12 protein-coding genes are annotated in these 17278 nt (G+C 72.7%); 11 read left to right on the top strand and 1 reads right to left on the bottom strand.

Translation table 11 applies throughout. From position 1 onward, the window contains the following. The first annotated feature begins 118 nt into the window (after window positions 1–118). From dcd to LJB74_RS09570, 4 genes are all read left to right on the top strand, one after another. Window positions 119–694: a dCTP deaminase gene (gene dcd / locus LJB74_RS09585; protein ID WP_259308323.1), complete on the top strand. Its 576-nt coding sequence runs from the start codon at window positions 119–121 to the stop codon at window positions 692–694. Between the two features lie 3 nt (window positions 695–697). After that, window positions 698–1765: a hypothetical protein gene (locus LJB74_RS09580; RefSeq protein ID WP_259308322.1), complete on the top strand. Its 1068-nt coding sequence runs from the start codon at window positions 698–700 to the stop codon at window positions 1763–1765. A 177-nt stretch (window positions 1766–1942) separates the two neighbouring features. Then, window positions 1943–4033 (top strand): DUF4214 domain-containing protein, encoded by a 2091-nt coding sequence (locus LJB74_RS09575; protein ID WP_259308321.1) that lies wholly within the window; start codon window positions 1943–1945, stop codon window positions 4031–4033. 354 nt (window positions 4034–4387) lie between these two features. Then, window positions 4388–6061, top strand: coding sequence for a bifunctional 3'-5' exonuclease/DNA polymerase (locus tag LJB74_RS09570; protein ID WP_259308320.1), 1674 nt, complete (start codon window positions 4388–4390; stop codon window positions 6059–6061). Window positions 6062–6219: 158 nt separating this feature from the next. On the opposite strand, the gene LJB74_RS09565 is transcribed toward LJB74_RS09570, so the two are convergent. Beyond that, window positions 6220–8412 (bottom strand): (Fe-S)-binding protein, encoded by a 2193-nt coding sequence (locus LJB74_RS09565; RefSeq protein WP_259308319.1) that lies wholly within the window; start codon window positions 8410–8412, stop codon window positions 6220–6222. Between the two features lie 258 nt (window positions 8413–8670). On the opposite strand from LJB74_RS09565, the gene LJB74_RS09560 reads away from it, so the two are divergent. The 7 genes from LJB74_RS09560 to mnhG all read left to right on the top strand — a co-directional run bounded on the left by LJB74_RS09560 (window position 8671) and on the right by mnhG (window position 17278). Continuing rightward, the gene (locus LJB74_RS09560) at window positions 8671–10272 is read left to right on the top strand and encodes a carboxylesterase/lipase family protein (RefSeq protein WP_259308318.1); all 1602 of its coding nucleotides are present in this window, start codon (window positions 8671–8673) and stop codon (window positions 10270–10272) included. A 210-nt stretch (window positions 10273–10482) separates the two neighbouring features. Continuing rightward, window positions 10483–13647 carry a Na+/H+ antiporter subunit A gene (locus LJB74_RS09555; RefSeq protein WP_259308317.1) on the top strand — a complete coding sequence of 1055 codons (3165 nt, stop codon included), beginning with the start codon at window positions 10483–10485 and terminating at the stop codon, window positions 13645–13647. Window positions 13648–13697: 50 nt separating this feature from the next. Continuing rightward, entirely contained in the window at window positions 13698–14198 is a 501-nt protein-coding gene (locus LJB74_RS09550; protein ID WP_259310323.1) for a Na(+)/H(+) antiporter subunit C, read from the top strand. Next, window positions 14195–15760, top strand: a complete 1566-nt coding sequence (locus LJB74_RS09545; protein WP_259308316.1) for a Na+/H+ antiporter subunit D — start codon at window positions 14195–14197, stop codon at window positions 15758–15760. The genes LJB74_RS09550 and LJB74_RS09545 overlap by 4 nt, the downstream gene beginning before the upstream one ends. After that, window positions 15757–16329, top strand: coding sequence for a Na+/H+ antiporter subunit E (locus tag LJB74_RS09540; RefSeq protein ID WP_259308315.1), 573 nt, complete (start codon window positions 15757–15759; stop codon window positions 16327–16329). The genes LJB74_RS09545 and LJB74_RS09540 overlap by 4 nt, the downstream gene beginning before the upstream one ends. Further along, a complete protein-coding gene (locus tag LJB74_RS09535; protein WP_259308314.1) occupies window positions 16326–16784 on the top strand; it encodes a monovalent cation/H+ antiporter complex subunit F in 459 nt (152 codons plus the stop codon). Before LJB74_RS09540 ends, LJB74_RS09535 begins: the two co-directional genes overlap by 4 nt. Then, a complete protein-coding gene (mnhG, locus tag LJB74_RS09530) occupies window positions 16784–17278 on the top strand; it encodes a monovalent cation/H(+) antiporter subunit G (RefSeq protein ID WP_259308313.1) in 495 nt (164 codons plus the stop codon). The genes LJB74_RS09535 and mnhG overlap by 1 nt, the downstream gene beginning before the upstream one ends.

The raw sequence follows: 17278 nt of genomic DNA, 5'->3' as shown, positions 1-17278 counted from the left end.
GTCCAGGAAGCATACCGGCACCTGCTGCCGCCCCCGGATGGGACGGCCGTCCCAGGTCGAGCCCATCGGCCGGGCAGTCGGTACCCGCACCGCGTCCACGTTGGTTACCGTTGCACCCGTGCTGCTCTCCGATCGTGACATCCGCGCCGAGCTCGAGTCCGGCAGGGTCGTGCTCGACCCGTACGAGCCCACCATGCTCCAGCCCTCCTCGATCGACGTCCGCCTCGACAAGTTCTTCCGACTGTTCGACAACCACAAGTATCCGGTGATCGACCCGGCTGTCGACCAGCCGGACCTCACCCGACTCGTCGAGGTCGAGCGCGGAGACTCGTTCGTCCTGCACCCCGGCGAGTTCGTGCTCGGCTCGACGTACGAGGCCGTGACCCTGCCGGACGACATCGCGGCCCGGCTCGAGGGCAAGTCCTCGCTCGGTCGCCTCGGGCTGCTGACCCACTCGACCGCCGGGTTCGTCGACCCCGGGTTCTCCGGGCACGTGACCCTCGAGCTGTCGAACGTCGCGACGTTGCCGATCCTCCTGTGGCCCGGCATGAAGATCGGCCAGATGTGCTTCTTCCGGCTGTCCTCCCCGTCGGAGCACCCGTACGGGTCGAGCGAGTACGGCTCGCGCTACCAGGGCCAGCGGGGCCCGACCGCCTCCCGCTCGTGGCAGAACTTCCACCGCACCGAGCTCTGACCGATGGAGGCCGCCCGCGGGAGCGCGCCCGGAGAGCTGCCGGTCCTCCCGATCGACGACCCCGGCATCCGCCGGCACTACCTGCTCGCCCTGCCCGACGGCGTGACGGCCGACGAGGTCGACGTCCTCGCCGTCAGCCGGTTCCCCGGCACGACCTGGCAGGTCCCGCCACGGTCGGCCGGGCCCGGCACCACGGCGCGCCCGTCGCCCGGCGTCCTGCGGCTCTCCCGCCACACGACCCTCACCGGCCCCTACGGGCTCCGTCCGGGTGATGCCCTGAGCCTCGGGCTGCCGGCGACGACCGCAGCCGTGTTCGACGTGACGACGCCGCGCGAACGAGGCGAACGGCCCTACCCCGGCGGTGACCGCGACGGCCTCAAGCGGGTGTTCCCCGACGGCATGCCCGTCCGTGAGGAGGAACGGGTCGTGCTCTGGCTCGTCTCCACGGCACGCCGCCTGCGTGCCTCGATCCGAACCGGCGACGCCGGCGTCGTCCTGACCCCCGACCCGGACGCGATCATCGACCTGACGGTGTTCAGCGACGTGTGGCTCGAGCCCGACGAGGCGCTGCGGATCGTGCAGCGGGCCGTCCCCCGGGCCCGGCTCGCCCTCGACGGCGTCGACTGGCAGGGCCCGGCCCCGCTTCCCGACGAGCTCCGCCCGCCCGTCGACGTGCTCGGCGACGAGGAGCGCGCCCGACTTCACGCCGAGGCCGACGCGTACGACATGGCCGCCCTCTCCGCCCCCGATCAGGTCGACGGCTACGCGATCGTCGCCGACCTCGTGATGGACGGCTTCGTCGCACTCGAGGTCGGCGACGAGGACACCCTCCCGCCGATCCTGCGCGGTCTCCCCTGGACGGAGCACGGAGCCGTCGCGTACCGCGTGCGCTGGACCCCTCCGGACCCCGACGAGCTCGAGCTCGAGAAGCCGTCGCACGCGCACCGGATCGCGCGCGGCCGGGCCGCACGGCGCGTCAACGCCCTCGCGAAGGCGTTGCAGTCCGCCGTCGGCGGGGAGATCGCCGACGCCGACGACTTCCTGGTGGACGCGGGCGACCTCGAGGTCTGACCCGACCCTGCTGCCCGGGGTCGTACGCCCGCGCGAGGATTCACCTGATCCGAGCATGCCCTTCGGCCTCATGACAGTCGGAGCCCGCGCCGATATACACCATGGAAATGGCGCTCCCGGGGGCACGTCCCCGAGCCACGGGTCCGCTGCCCGGGCCAAGTCGAAGGGACACGCATCGTGCTCCGATCTACCACGTCCAGGCATCGCGCGCGGAGCGTCGGCTGGGTGTGTGCGCTCCTCGTCGTCGCCTCGCCGGCTGGCGCGGCTCTCGCGTCGGATGGCGGCACGGCGCCGACCCCGTCGAGCGGTCCGACGAGCACCTACGTCGTCGAGGTGAAGCCGGGCGAGTCAGGTGCTGCCGCCGCGGCGATCGATGCCCTCGGGGCGACGCCGGACAGGCAGTTCAGCCACGCCGTCGACGGGTTCTCCGTCGACCTGACCCCGACGCAGGCCGCGCAGCTCGAGGCAACGCCTGAAGTCTCCGCGGTGACGGCCGACCAGACGTTCCGCGCCACCTCGACCGAGAGTCCTGCGCCGTGGGGGCTGGACCGCCTCGACCAGGTGAACCTGCCGCTCGACAACCGTTACACCTACCCGGACAGTGCCGGATCGGGCGTACCTGTGTACGTGGTCGACACCGGTGTATCACCCAATCCGGGCTTCGGGAGCAGGCTCGCGGCCGGCTTCTCCGCCTTCACCGACGGGTACGGGACGACGGACTGCAACGGGCACGGCACCCACGTCGCCGGCACGGCCGCCTCGACGCTGTACGGCGTGGCCAAGCAGGCCACCGTGGTCCCGGTGCGCGTCCTGAACTGCAGCGGCGCCGGCTCGACGACAACCGTGATCGCCGGCCTCGACTGGATCGCCGCGCATCACGTCGCCGGCGGTCCCGGTGTCGTCAACATGTCACTGAGCGGCCCGCTCAGCACCACGCTGAACACTGCCGTCGCTGGGCTCATCGCCGACGGCCTGACCGTCGTGGTCGCTGCCGGGAACGCGGACGCGAACTCGTGCTCGGCGTCCCCGGCCTCGGTCCCGGCCGCTCTGACGATCGGCGCGACCGACCAGAGCGACCGGCGTGCGACGTTCTCCGACTGGGGGCCGTGCGTCGACATGTTCGCACCCGGGGTCTCGATCGTCTCGCTCTCAGCGGCCAACCCGGGTGGGACCACGACGATGTCCGGCACGTCGATGGCGGCCCCGCACGTGGCCGGCATCGCAGCGCTCTACCTCGGGGCGTACCCGAGCGCCTCACCCGACCAGGTGACCGCGGCGCTCACGGGCGTGGCAGAGCCTGTCGTCACCGGAATCGACGCGACGACGACGACGGAGCTGGCGTCGTCGAACGTCGTCCCCGGTCCCGGGTCGGCGAGCCAGCTCAGGATCGCCGCAGCGACGCCGACATCCCTGACGATCGCGTGGGACGCACCCGTCGCGACGTCCGGAGGAGGGCCGCTGACCTACCAGGCGGCCTACCGGCAGGCCGGAGCATCGTGGACCAGCGCGGTATCGACGACGGCCACGACCGAGACCCTGACCGGTCTCCAGCCGAGCACCTCCTATGACATCGAAGTCACTGCCAGCAACACCTTCGGAGTCAGCAGCCCGTCGACTCCCGTCACGGGCACGACGGCAACCCCGGTCTCGGCCACGAGCACGTACGTGACGAGCGTGTACTCCCACCTGTTTCACCGTGCTCCGGATCTTGCCGGTCTCGCATCGTGGACGAGAGCGCTCGATGCCGGAGTACCGCGGATCGTCGTCGCGGATGCGATCACGTCGAGCACGGAGTACCGGACTCGGCTCGTCGCGGCGATCTACCGCACGTACCTCAGTCGTGACCCCGACCCGGTCGGCCTGCAGAGCTGGTTGGACGCGCTGGGACGCGGCCTGACGGTCCAGGCGATCGAGGACGGCTTCGTCGCGTCGCCGGAGTTCTACGCGAAGGCGGGAAGCACGCCTGACGGCTGGGTCCGCTCGCTGTACGCCACCGTCCTCAACCGCTCGGCGGCACCGTCCGAAGTCGCCGGTTGGGTCGGTCGGCTGGCGAACGGCGCGTCCCGGGCGTCGGTAGCCTACGGCTTCCTCCTGTCGACGGAGCACCTGACGACGGTCGTCAACGGCTACTACCAGGACCTGCTCGGTCGGGGGATCGACCCGTCAGGTCAGGCGAGCTGGGTGACGGCGATCCAGAACGGGGCGCGGGTCGAGGACATCATCGGCCAGATCATCGCGAGCGCGGAGTACTACTCCAAGAACACCTGACAGCCCTCTCCGCGTTTTCCCGGTCCCGCGGCGCCTCGTTTGTCCGGCGTCTCGGTTGCGCGGCACGTAGGTCGTCCTGCGTCCTGGTTGCGCGGCGTCCCGGTTGTCCGGCGTCCCGGTCACGTCTCCGCACGGAACGACCCGCTCGCTCGGTCCCCATTCCGCGCCCCGCGCCGCAGCCGGCAATCGTGTGGCACACGGGACGCGTGTGACGCCACACGAGCCACTTCTGTCACAGGCGCACCACGTGCGGCGCGGAGCGCGCCGGGTCCCGCCTGGGGTGTGCTGGGGTGGGGGGCTCGGGCGCGGGCGCGAGGTCGGAGCGGGGTGGGTGGGGGGCGGCGACAATGGGGCGTGGTCTACGTCCTCGTGAGTGATGACGCGGCGCGTGCGGGGAACGTCGTCCTGCAGGACGTCGACGCGGACGGGCGTGCGGGCGCACGGGCGGTGGTGCGTCGTGAGGACCTGGTGGCTGCGGTCTCCGCGCGGGAGGTCGAGCATCCGCGGTGGGTCTGGGACGACACGTCCGTCCGGTACCCACCGCTCCTCGCCGCCGGGCTGACCGTCGAGAGGTGCCACGACCTGCGCCTGTGCCACGCGATCCTGCGGCGGAGCTCACGGTGCCGCGGTGCGGCGATCGCGACGGCGCCGGCCGGTCCGTGGGACGGGCCGCGTCCGTCGACACGCGTGGACGACGGCGGTGGCCTATTCGCTGATCCCCGTGCGGCAGCGCCGTCGACGGCGGGGGACGGCGGCGACCCGCTGGCCGAGCTCCAGGTCCAGCTCGACGCCGTCGCGGGGTCGGAGACGCCGGGTCGACTGCGACTCCTGCTGGCAGCGGAGTCGACGGGGGCGCTGATCGCTGCCGAGATGCACCACGCCGGTATGCCCTGGCGTGCCGACGTGCACGATGCGCTGCTGACACGCCTGCTCGGTGAGCGTCCGGCACCGGGGATGCGGCCGCGCCGGCTGGAGTCCCTGGCCGCGCAGGTCCGGGAGATCCTCGGGCAGCCGTCGCTGAATCCGGACTCCCAACCGGACCTGCTGCGCGCGCTGAGAGCGGCGGGGGTCGCCGTGACGACGACGCGCACCCCGGAGCTCCGGGGCGTGGACCACCCGGTCACGACGCCCCTGCTGGAGTACAAGAAGCTCGCGCGGCTGCTGAGCGCGAACGGCTGGGCGTGGATGGACTCGTGGGTGCACGACGGACGGTTCCGACCCGACTACGTGGTCGGCGGTGTGGTCACGGGCCGGTGGGCGACGAGCGGCGGCGGCGCGCTGCAGCTTCCGGCGAGCATCCGGGCGGCGGTCGTCGCCGACCCGGGCTGGCGTCTTGTGGTCGCCGATGCGGCGCAGCTCGAGCCGCGGGTCCTGGCGGCGATGTCCGGCGACGAGGCGATGGCGCTGGCCGGTCAGCATGCGGACCTCTATCAGGCGGTCGTGGACGCGGGCATCGTCGAGACCCGGAAGCAGGCCAAGTACGCGATGCTCGGCGCGATCTACGGGGCGACCACCGGCGCGAGCGCGGTGCTGATGCCGCAGCTGACTCGCGCGTACCCGCGCGCGGTGGACCTTGTCGAGGCTGCGGCTCGGTCGGGTGAACGGGGTGAGGTGGTGACGACCTGGCTCGGCCGGTCGTCGCCGGTGCCGGACGCGGCCTGGCAGTCGGAGCTGAGGGCCGCGTCGGCGGAGGGGACGGGTGCCGACGAGGTCCGGGCGGCACGACGTCGAGGGCGCGACTGGGGACGGTTCACCCGCAACTTCGTGGTGCAGGGGACGGCCGCGGAGTGGGCGCTGTGCTGGATGGCGGCACTCCGTCGCCGGCTCAGGGCGCTCGACGGCGGCCCGCACCTGGTGATGTTCCTGCACGACGAAGTGATGGTGCACACCCCGGCGGAGGTGACCGGCGAGGTCGCGGCGGCCGTGCGCGAGTCGGCGGTCGAGGCAGGTCGGCTGCTCTTCGGCGACACGGCCGTCGAGTTCGCTCTCGACGTGTCGGTCGTGGACAGCTACGGCGACGCGACATGAGCTGACCACCGACCTCGTGGGGCAGAACCTGGCGGTGTTGTGGGCGAGGGCGAGTGCGACCGCAGGCGCCGGGGTGTGGGACCTGGCGCTGCCGGCGTGCGAGTGCGACCGCGGGCGCCGCGAGGTGTGGCCGGGACATGACCCGGGTCAGCGGACACTCAGCCGACGGAGCCCGGCCGGACCCGGTCGAGGAGCAGCGTCGCGATGTCGACCACCTGGGGGCCGTGGGCAGGCGTCGCCGCTCGGGTCGGGTCGTCGGCCGTGTGCGCGGCGACACCGTCGGAGAGCATGACGGAGCAGTAGGGGCAGGCGGTCGCGATGACGTCCGCGCCGGTGGCGATCGCCTCACCTGCCCGGTCCGTGCCGATCCGGGTGCCGATGGACTCCTCCATCCAGACCCGGGCGCCGCCGGCGCCGCAGCAGAACGACCGCTCGCGGTTGCGTGGCATCTCGGCGAGCTCGACCCCGGGCAACGCTCCGAGCAGCTCACGCGGCGGTTCGTAGATCGTGTTGTGCCGTCCGAGGTAGCACGGGTCGTGATAGGTCACCGACGACGCGGCACCGGGCTGGGCCAGTGGGACGAGGCGTCCGGCCGTGACGAGCTCGTCGAGCAGCTCGGTGTGGTGGATGACGTCGTAGCGTCCGCCGAGCTGTGGGTACTCGCGGGAGATCGTGTTGAAGCAGTGCGCGCACGTGACGACGATCTTCTGGGCGCCGACCTCGTTGAGCATCTCGACGTTGGCCGAGGCGAGCATCTGGAACAGCAGCTCGTTGCCGGCGCGGCGCGCGGGGTCGCCGGTGCAGGACTCGCCGTCGCCCAGCACCGCGAACGACACTCCGGCGGTGTGCAGCAGCTCGGCGACCGCCCGGGTCGTCTTCTTCGCGCGGTCCTCGTAGGCGCCGGCGCAGCCGACCCAGAAGAGGTAGTCGACGTCCGCGGCCGAGTCCACGTCCGCACCGACGACGGGGACGTCGAAGTCCAGTCCCTTGGCCCAGTCGAGCCGCGCGCGCGAGGCCATGCCCCACGGGTTGCCCTGACGTTCGAGCTTGGTGAACATGCCACCGAGCTCCTTCGGGAACGCCGACTCCATGAGCACCTGGTAGCGGCGCAGGTCCACGATCGTGTCGACGTGCTCGATGTCGACCGGGCACTGCTGGACGCACGCGCCGCACGTCGTGCACGCCCACAACGCATCGGCATCGATCACACCGCTCGCCAGGAGGTCGACCCCCGCGTACGGGTTCGGCTCATCCGCCACCGGCACCGCACCGGTGCTGGTCGCCGCCTGCGCCGCGCGCAGGTACGGCGCCGTCGCCGCCGCGTGGTCGCGGAGCGCCAGGGTCAGGAGCTTGGGCGACAGCGGCTTGCCGGTCGCCCAGGCCGGGCACTGGTCCTGGCACCGCCCGCACTCGGTGCAGGTCGAGAAGTCCAGCAGGCCCTTCCAGGTGAAGTCCTCGATCGCGCCGGCGCCGAGGCGGGCGTCGTCGGGCAGGTCCTCGAGAGCGGCGAGGTCGATCTCGGCACCGTCCACGCGAAGCGGCTGCAACGGGCCCAGCGCCGGTGACCCGTCGAGCTCCCGTCGCGCGTAGACGTTGACCACCGCGAGGAAGCGGTGCCACGCGACGCCCATCGTCGGCTGGCGCCCGACCACGACGAACCAGCTCATCGACACGAGGATCTTGACGGTCGCGGTCACGACGGTCGCGGCGTCCAGGACAGAGGTCGACGCGCCGGCCCAGGCCGAGCCGTACCACGCGGTCAGCGGGAAGTGCCACGCCGACGCCAGGTGGGCGGTCGCGGCCGACTGGGCGGCGAGCGCGTACTCCAGCCCGCGCAGCACGAGCACCGCGAGGACGACGAGCAGGACGGTCGCCTCGACGAAGTACGCCGCTGCGGCGTCGGACCCGAAGAACCGCGACGTGCGTGCGGGGGTGCGGCGAGAGGTGCGGACCCGGGTCGCGATGAGCGCGAGGATGCCGAGGAGCGCCGCCCACGCGAAGGCCTCGGTCACCCACTCGACCGGAGGCAGGTGACCGATCACGGGGAGCGAGTAGGTCGGGTCGACGACCTGCCCGTAGCCGCTCACGAGGGTGAGGAAGAGCACCGGGAACGACACCATCACGACCCAGTGTGACGCCCGCACTACCGGTCGGTGCTGGAACCTCTCGTGCCCGATCATCTCCCGGACCACGAGCCACGTCCGACGCCCGACGGGTCGGGTGCGCCCCACCGCGGGGCGGCCGACGCGCACGGTCCGGACGATCGCGGTCGCCCCGCGGGCGAAGACCGCCACCCCGACGAGGGTCGCGACCACGACGACGGCCAGGCAGGCCAGCTGAAGGGTGTCCACCGGAGCACGGTAGTCCGGCAGGGTGCATCGGTGCCCGGCGCGCCCGCGAACGAGGTCGCGCCGAACGACACGACCGGCCCTGGGGTCGGGTCACCTGCGATCCTGCCGCTGCCGCTGCCGCGTGCTGACGGCCTCATCCCAGCCCCGCCTGTACCGACGTCACGTGCCGGCCCGTCGGGGTCCACACTGGAATCGGGCAGATGCCCCAATCGACGCGGGACCGACCGGATCACGCGTCGTCCTTGTCGAGGAGGAACCATGCCGACCGCCGATCCCGTCGTCACGACGTCCACCGGGAGCGTGCGGGGGACGTGGCGGGGCGGCTCGGCCGCTTTCCTGGGGATCCCCTTCGCTGCTCCGCCCGTCGGAGAGCTCCGGTTCGCCGCCCCTGCGGCACCCGACCGTTGGGCGGGCGTGCGGGACGCGACCGCGCACGGCCCGACGCCGCAGCGGCGTCCGTTGGCGCCGGTGACGACCATCCCGGAGCCGTCGATCCCCGGCGACGACATCCTCACGGTCGACGTCTTCACGCCCCGCCCCACCCGGCCGTCGGGCGTGCCCGGGCCGCACCACGACGGGCGGCCCCAGGCGGTCGAGAGCGGCCTGCCGGTGCTGGTGTGGATCCACGGCGGCGGTTTCACCGCGGGGTCGCCCGCCAGCCCGTGGTACGACGGTGCCGCCTTCAACCGCGACGGCGTCGTGACGGTCACGGTGTCCTACCGGCTCGGGGTGGACGGCTTCGGACTGATCCCGGGCGCACCGCCGAACCGTGGGGTGCTCGACTGGATCGCCGCCCTGGAGTGGGTCCAGGAGAACATCCAGGCGTTCGGCGGGGACCCGACGCGGGTGACCATCGCCGGGCAGTCGGCGGGCGGCGGTGCGGTGCTCACGCTCATCGCGACGTCGCGCGCGCGGGGACTGTTCCACCGTGCGATCGCGGCCTCGCCCGCGCTCCACGGGAACGGCCGGGCGGACGCCGAGCGGCTCGTCGGGCTGCTGGCGGACGCGGGCGGGGTCTCGGCAACCCGGGCCGGCTTCGCGTCGCTCACCGAGGACGAGCTCCTCGACCTGCAGGACGCGGTGCGGCAGGTCCCGGAACGCACCAGCGTGTCCGATCCGGGCGCCCGCGCGGTGCGACAGCTGGCCGACGCGCACGCGGCGGGGCGCGACCTCGGACCGGTGGTCGACGGCGAGCTCATCCCGCTGCCGGTCCTCGAGGCGCTGCGTACCGGTGTCGCGAGCGCCGTGCCGCTCCTGATCGGGACGACGGCGAACGAGTTCACGTCCCTCCTCGAACCGGTCGCGGCCGATGTCGACCGGCTGGGCGCCGAACGGGCGTTGCGCGCGCTCGGGCTGACCGGATCGTTGGCCCGCGCCTATGCGCACCGGTTCCCCGGGAGGCCGGCGAGCTGGGTCGTGGGCCAGCTCGTGACCGAGGTCGTGTTCCGCATCCCGGCGGTCCGCACCGCGAAGATCCATGCCCGACGCGCACCGGGGCACACCTGGCTGTACGACTTCCGCTGGGTACCGCCGGTGGAGGGCGGCGCCCGGGGGTCCTTCCACTGCGCGGACCTCCCGTTCGCGTGGGACCACCTGGACGCGGAGGGTGTCACGCGGGTGCTCGGCGACGAGCCGCCCGCGACGCTCGCGGCGGAGGTCCACGGTGCGTGGGTCGCGTTCGTGCATGGCGAGAGCCCCGGCTGGGCCCCGTACCGCGCACCGGGCCGGGTGACCCGCGTGTTCGACGCGGAGTGCCGCACGGTCGAGGACGGCTACCGGTCCGAACGTCGGCTGGGGCGTCTGCTGTCACCGATCAGGAGGTTCTCGGCGCGTCGGCGCCACACAGCGACCGCCGCGTGAGGCCTGACCGGGCCGACCCGCTGGGCTGACCCACCGGGCTGACCCGCCGAGCCGACCCGCGGACCGGACGGGTCGGTGACGCGCAAGGCCGCCGGTTCACGCGCCTGACCTGCGTACTTGGCGCACTCCCCCGAGACGGGTGCGGATCCTGTTGGTATCCTGCGACCACCTGATCGACCGACCACCCGCCCACTCTCGGACGGAGCGGACGTGCTGCTACTCCTCGTGGGGCATCTCGCGATGGCACTGGCTGCGCCCGCGCTCGTCGGGTGGCTCGGGCGGCGGGCATTCCTCGTGCTCGCGCTCGCGCCGGCATCCGCCGCGGTGTGGGCGCTCTCGCAGACCTCCGTCGTCCAGCACGGCACGGCCTCCGGCGCGGTCCCGACCGAGGTGGTCGAGTGGGTTCCCGCGCTGCACCTGGAGCTGGCGTTCCGGCTCGACACGCTGTCCTGGTTGATGCTGCTGATCGTCGGCGGCGTCGGGGCGCTCGTCCTCGTCTACTGCTCGGCGTACTTCTCGGCGTCCGCGTTCGGCCTGGGACGGTTCGGTGCGGCGCTGGTGGCGTTCGCGGGGTCGATGGTGGGCCTGGTCACGACCGACAACACCCTGATGCTCTACGTGTTCTGGGAGCTGACGACCGTCTTCTCCTACCTGCTGATCGGCCACTACGCGGATCGCAAGGCGAGCCGGCGCGGTGCGATGCAGGCCATCATCATCACGACCGCGGGCGGCCTGGCGATGCTCGTCGGGGTGATCGTGCTCGGGCGCGTGGCCGGCACGTTCCGGTTGTCGGAGCTGGTCGCCCACCCGCCGTCGGGCACGGCCGTCACGGTCGCCGTCGTGCTGATCCTCGCCGGGGCGGTGAGCAAGTCCGCGCTCGTGCCGCTGCACTTCTGGTTGCCTGCGGCGATGGCAGCCCCGACGCCCGTGAGCGCCTACCTGCACGCGGCTGCGATGGTGAAGGCCGGTATCTACCTGATCGCCCGGCTCGCTCCCGGCTACTCGGGCCTCGTCCCGTGGCAGGTCGTGGTGCTGACGCTCGGCAGCGGGACGTTCCTGCTCGGCGGCTACCGGGCCCTGCGTCAGCACGACCTCAAGCTGATCCTCGCGTTCGGGACGGTGAGTCAGCTCGGGTTCCTCGTCCTGCTGGTCGGGCTCGGCACGCGCGCGGCGGCGCTCGCCGGCCTGGCGATGCTCGGTGCGCACGCGATGTTCAAGGCGGCGCTGTTCCTGGTCGTGGGTGTCGTCGACGCCGCCACCGGGACCCGCGACATGCGGCGGCTCTCGGGGGTGGGCCGTGAGCTGCCGATCACCGCGCTGGCCGGCGTGCTGGCGACCGCGTCGATGATCGGGTTGCCGCCGTTCGCGGGGTACGTCGCGAAGGAGGCCGCGCTCGAGGCCGTCCGGCACGACGCGTCCGGGTGGCGCGGCGGGTTCCTGGTGGGAGTCGTGGCCGTCGGGTCGGCGCTGACCGTCGCGTACGGGTCGAGGCTGCTGTGGGGCGCCTTCGCGACCAAGCGACGCGTGATCCCCGCCCCGCCCGCCGCCGACCTCCTCCACCCGCGGAGCTCGGTCGCCGACGCTGCTGCGGTCGGGTCGACCGAGGCCCCCGCCGGTCGATCGGCGGTGGTCGCCCGGCCCCCGGGTCACAGCGCGCACACCCGCCCCCCGCCGATCACGCACCCGTCGCTCCTGCTCGTGTGGCCCGCGCTGACGCTCGCCGTCCTCGGGCTCGCGGTCGCACTGGTCCCGGGGTTCGGGTCGGACCTGCTCTCCCCGTACGCGGACACCTACCCCACGGGCGAGGCCGCCCACCTGACCCTGTGGGCCGGCCCCACCCCGACGCTCGCGATCACCGTCGTGGTGCTCACCGTGGGCCTGGTGCTGTTCGCGCTGCGCGGACCGGTCGAGGTCTGGCAGGCCGACCGGCACGTCTCCCTCGAGGCCGACCGCGTGTACCGCCGCATGATGCGGCGTCTCGACGAGGTCGCGGCCGACGTCACCGCCGTCACCCAGCGCGGGTCGCTCCCGCTGTACCTGGGCCTGATCCTCGCGGTCTTCGTGGTCGCGGCCGGCGGGACGGCGATCGCCGGCACGTCGTGGCCGACGTCCGTGCGGGTGTGGGACCGGCCCGCGCAGCTCGCCCTCGGTGCCGTGACGATCGGCGCCGCGATCCTCGCCGCCCGCGCCCGCCGACGGCTCAAGGCCGTGATCCTGCTGGGGACCTCCGGCTACGGCGTCGCGGCCCTGTTCCTCCTGCACGGTGCGCCCGACCTCGCCCTGACCCAGGTGCTGTCCGAGACCATCACGCTCGTCGTGTTCGTGCTGGTGCTGCGCCGGCTGCCGCCGTACTTCTCCGACCGGCCGCTCGCGGCCAGCCGGTGGGTGCGTCTCGCGGTCGGGCTCGCGGCCGGGCTGACGGTGGCCGGTCTGGCGCTCGTCGTCCCCGGCGCGCGGATCCATCCGCCGGTCTCCGCAGGCTTCGCCGCCGAGGCCGTCACGTACGGCGGCGGGACGAACATCGTCAACGTCACCCTGGTGGACATCCGCGCGTGGGACACCCTCGGGGAGATCTCGGTGCTGCTGGTCGCGGCGACCGGCGTCGCCTCGCTGGTGTTCCTGCGGCGCCGGACCAGCCCGATCTTCCGGGCGGGTGAGGCCACGCCGCACGGGCGCCCGGTCTGGGGAGACCTGCCCGACCCCGGTGGCGCGTTGCGCCGGCACGGGACCATCGACGCCCCGGCGAGCGCGGTGCCGTCACCGGCGGACCCGACGCGGCGCCTGCGGTCGGCCGTGTGGCTGCGAGCGGTGCCGACGCTCGCCCCTCAGCGGCGGTCGGTGATCTTCGAGGTGGTCACGCGCCTGCTGTTCCACACGATGATCCTCTACTCGGTCTACCTGCTCGTCTCCGGCCACAACGCCCCGGGCGGGGGCTTCGCGGCGGGCCTGGTGACGTCGATCGCGCTGATCGTCCGCTACCTGGCAGGAGGTCGGTACGAGCTCGGCGAGGCGGCCCCGATCCAGCCGGGCCTCCTTCTGGGCGGTGGCCTCTTCCTCGCTGCGGGGGTCGGGATCGTCGGGCTGCTCGCGGGCGGCTCGGCGCTCCAGAGCGTGATCGTGGACCTGCACGTGCCCGTCGTCGGGAAGGTCCACCTGGTCACGTCGGTGTTCTTCGACCTGGGCGTGTACCTCGTGGTGGTCGGGCTGGTGCTCGACATCCTGCGGAGCCTCGGCGCCGAGGTGGACCGGCAGGTCGAGGCGGAGGCCGGGCCGTCGCCGGCAGGACCCGCGGGGCCGGCGGGGTCGACGGGACCGACACCGCCGACGAGCACGACGGACGACCGAGGCGCGAGAACGACTGGAGCGGCGCGGTGAACCACGGGACCGGAGCGACGATCGTCGGGAGCAGCGCGATGACCGTCGACATGCGCCCGAGCATCGTGCTCGTCGTCGTGATCGCCGCCCTCGTGACGGTGGGCGTGTACCTCATGCTCGAGCGGAGCCTGTCGCGCGTCCTCGTGGGGCTGATCCTCGCCGGCAACGGCGTGAACCTCCTGTTCCTCGTGGCCGGGGGTGCGGCCGGTGGTGCACCCATCGTCGGGACGACGCCGATCGGCCGGATGAGCGACCCGTTGCCGCAGGCGATGGTCCTCACCGCGATCGTCATCACCCTCGGCCTGACCGCGTTCCTGCTCGCGATGGCCTACCGGTCGTGGCAGCTCAACGAGCACGACGAGGTGCAGGACGACCTCGAGGACCGTCGGGTCGCCCGGCGCGCGGCTGCCGACCAGCCGTCGTTCACCGACGCCGACACGGAGGACACCGGCGCGAGCCTCGACGAGCAGGCGGCCGCGGTCCACGACGAGACCGACGAGGGTCACCCCGCCGACGTGCCGTCGAACACCTCGGGCGAGGCCGGCCGATGACCTCGATGACCTGGCTCGTGCCGCTGCCCGTGGTGCTGCCCCTGTTCGGTGCCGGCCTCGCGCTCGCGCTCTACCGGGCACCCCGCGCGCAGCGCGTCATCAGCGTCGTCACCCTGACGCTCGTCCTCGCGGCATCGGCCACGATGCTCGCCCTGGTGGACGACGGGCCGCTCGTCCTCAGCATCGGAGGCTGGGCGCCGCCGATCGGGATCGACCTCGTCGCGGACCGGCTGAGCGCCCTCATGCTCACGGTCTCGAGCGCGGTCACGCTGTGCGTCCTGCTGTACTCGCTCGCTCAGGGCGAGGCCGACGGTGACGAGGAGGCGCCCGTCGCGATCTACCACCCGACGTACCTCGTGCTGACCGCCGGGGTCGCGAACGCGTTCCTCTCCGGCGACCTGTTCAACCTGTACGTCGGCTTCGAGATCCTGCTCGCGGCGAGCTTCGTGCTGCTGACCCTCGGCGGCACGGGAGCACGGATCCGCGCCGGCACGATCTACGTGGTCGTCGCGCTGCTGTCCTCGGTGCTGTTCCTGGTGGCCCTGGCCCTCACCTACGCGGCCGCCGGCACGGTCAACCTCGCCCAGCTCGCGCAGCGTCTCCCGGAGATCGACCCGGGGGTCAGGCTCGTCCTGCAGGTCCTCCTGCTGCTGGCCTTCGGCATCAAGGCGGCCGTGTTCCCGTTGTCCGCCTGGCTCCCCGACTCGTACCCGACGGCGCCCGCCCCGGTCACCGCGGTGTTCGCCGGCCTGCTCACCAAGGTCGGCGTGTACGCGATCCTGCGGACCCAGACCCTGCTGTTCCCGGGCGGGGGCGTCGACGCCGTCCTCATGTGGGTCGCGCTGGCGACGATGCTCATCGGCATCCTCGGTGCCGTCGCGCAGAACGACATCAAGCGTCTGCTCTCGTTCACGCTCGTGAGCCACATCGGCTTCATGCTGTTCGGCATCGCGCTGTCGAGCGAGGCCGGCATGGCGGCAGCGATCTTCTACGTCGTGCACCACATCACCGTGCAGACCGCGTTGTTCCTGGTCGTCGGCCTGATCGAGCGTCGTGGCGGCTCGACGTCGCTCGATCGGCTCGGTGGGCTCGCGAAGGTCTCGCCGGTCCTCGCGGTGCTGTTCTTCGTCCCGGCGATGAACCTCGCCGGGGTGCCGCCGATGTCCGGGTTCCTCGGCAAGATCGGCCTGCTCCAGGCCGGTGTCGCCCAGGGCACGCCGCTCGCGTACGTGCTGGTCGGCGGGAGCGTCGTGACGTCCCTGCTCACGCTGTACGCGCTCGTCAAGGCGTGGAACAAGGCGTTCTGGCAGACGCCACCCGCGGAGCTCCCGACCGACCGGCACCGTACCCGGCTGCCGTTCGGCATGGTCGGCTCCGCCGCGGCGCTCGTCCTGGTCGGCCTGTCGCTCACGATGGTCGCGGGTCCGCTCTACGGTTTCGCGGACCGGACCGCCACGTCGCTGCGCGACCGCACCCCGTACATCGATGCCGTGCTGCCCGACGGCGCTCGCGGGCTCGGGCGTCCCGCTCCGGCCGATCCCGTCGCGGAGGTGCACCCATGACGCTGCACCGTCATCGTCGGCACCTCGCGATGCACGCGCTCACCTACGCCTGGATGGTGGCGGTGTGGGTGCTGCTGTGGGGTGACCTCTCGATCGCGAACGTCCTGGTCGGGGCGGGTCTCGCATTCGTCATCACGACCGTCCTGCCGATGCCGCCGATCGACTTCCACGGGCGGGTGCGACCGCTCGGGATGCTGCGGCTGCTGGGTCACTTCGCGGTCGAGGTCACCCGTGCGTCGTTCCAGGTGAGCGTGATCGCGTTGACGCCCGGCCGGACACCCCGCGGCGCCGTGATCGGTGTCCGGCTCCGGTCGCACTCGGACCTCTACCTGACGATCACCGCGGAGCTCGCGTCGCTCGTGCCCGGCTCCCTGGTGATCGAGGCGCACCGGCTGACCGGGATGCTGTACCTGCACCTCCTCGACGTCACGACGGCCGCGGAGGCCGAGGCGCACCATGCGGCCGTGCTCGGTCTCGAGGAGCGGGTCATGCGGGCCCTGGCCTCCGACGACGAGCTGATCCGCGCCGGCCTACCGGTCCGGCGCCCGACGCGAGGAGCGCGGCGATGACCGTCCTTGCCCTGTTGTGTGCGGTGATGCTCGCCGCCGGCGCGGTCCTGGCGGTCGTCCGGGTGGAGAAGGGGCCGTCGATGCTCGATCGCACGATCGCGATGGACGTCGTCGTCACGGTGCTCATCGCAGCGATCGCCCTCGAGTCGGCGGTGACGCGCAGTGCCGTCGCGGTGCCGATCCTCGTGGTGCTGTCGATCGTCGGGTTCCTCAGCTCGGTGACGATCGCACGGTTCGCCGCCGTCGAGCCGGCGGGCGAAGGTCGGGTGCTCACCCGGGAGGAGGCCGCCGCTGTCGAGGCCGAGCGCGCGGCGCGTGAGGTTGCCGACGAGGAGGCCGAGGTCGCCGAGGAGAGCGGAGCGCAGGACGTGGCTGACGGCGCGGGCGGGGACGCAGGCGTGGGCGGGGATGCCACTGCCGCGGACGCCGCGGACGAACCGGGGGAGGGGGAGTGATGGGGTCGGACGCGTGGACGACGGTCGCGGACGTCGCGGCCGGTGCGTTCCTGCTCGGGGGGTCGTTCCTGGCCTTCGCCGCCGGCGTGGGCGTGCTGCGGTTCCCCGACCTGCTCGCGCGGATGCACGCCGGGACGAAGCCGCAGACCCTCGGGCTGGTGCTCGTCCTCGCCGGTCTCGCGCTCCGCATCCGCTCCGCGCCGGCCGTGTGGGCGCTCGTTCTCGTCGCGATCTTCCAGATGCTCACCGCGCCGGTGGCCGCCCACATGGTCGGCCGCGCCGGCTACCGCACCGGGAAGGTCCCCTCGGCGACGCTCGTGGTCGACGAGCTCACCGTGGACATGCGCCGCGCTGAGCGGGCGCGCGCGGAGCAGATGCGTGCCGAGCAGATGCGCGCGGAGCAGATGCGCGCGGAGCAGATGCATGCCGAGCAGATGCATGCCGAGCACGACGAAGCCGGTCGGTCCGAGGACCGACCGGCTTCGCGTGAGTGA

The sequence above is a fragment of the Cellulomonas sp. P24 genome (assembly GCF_024704385.1).
Taxonomy (GTDB): domain Bacteria; phylum Actinomycetota; class Actinomycetes; order Actinomycetales; family Cellulomonadaceae; genus JAJDFX01.
Note: the sequence above shows the minus strand (reverse complement) of the source record. Positions and strands in the feature narration are given on the sequence as shown.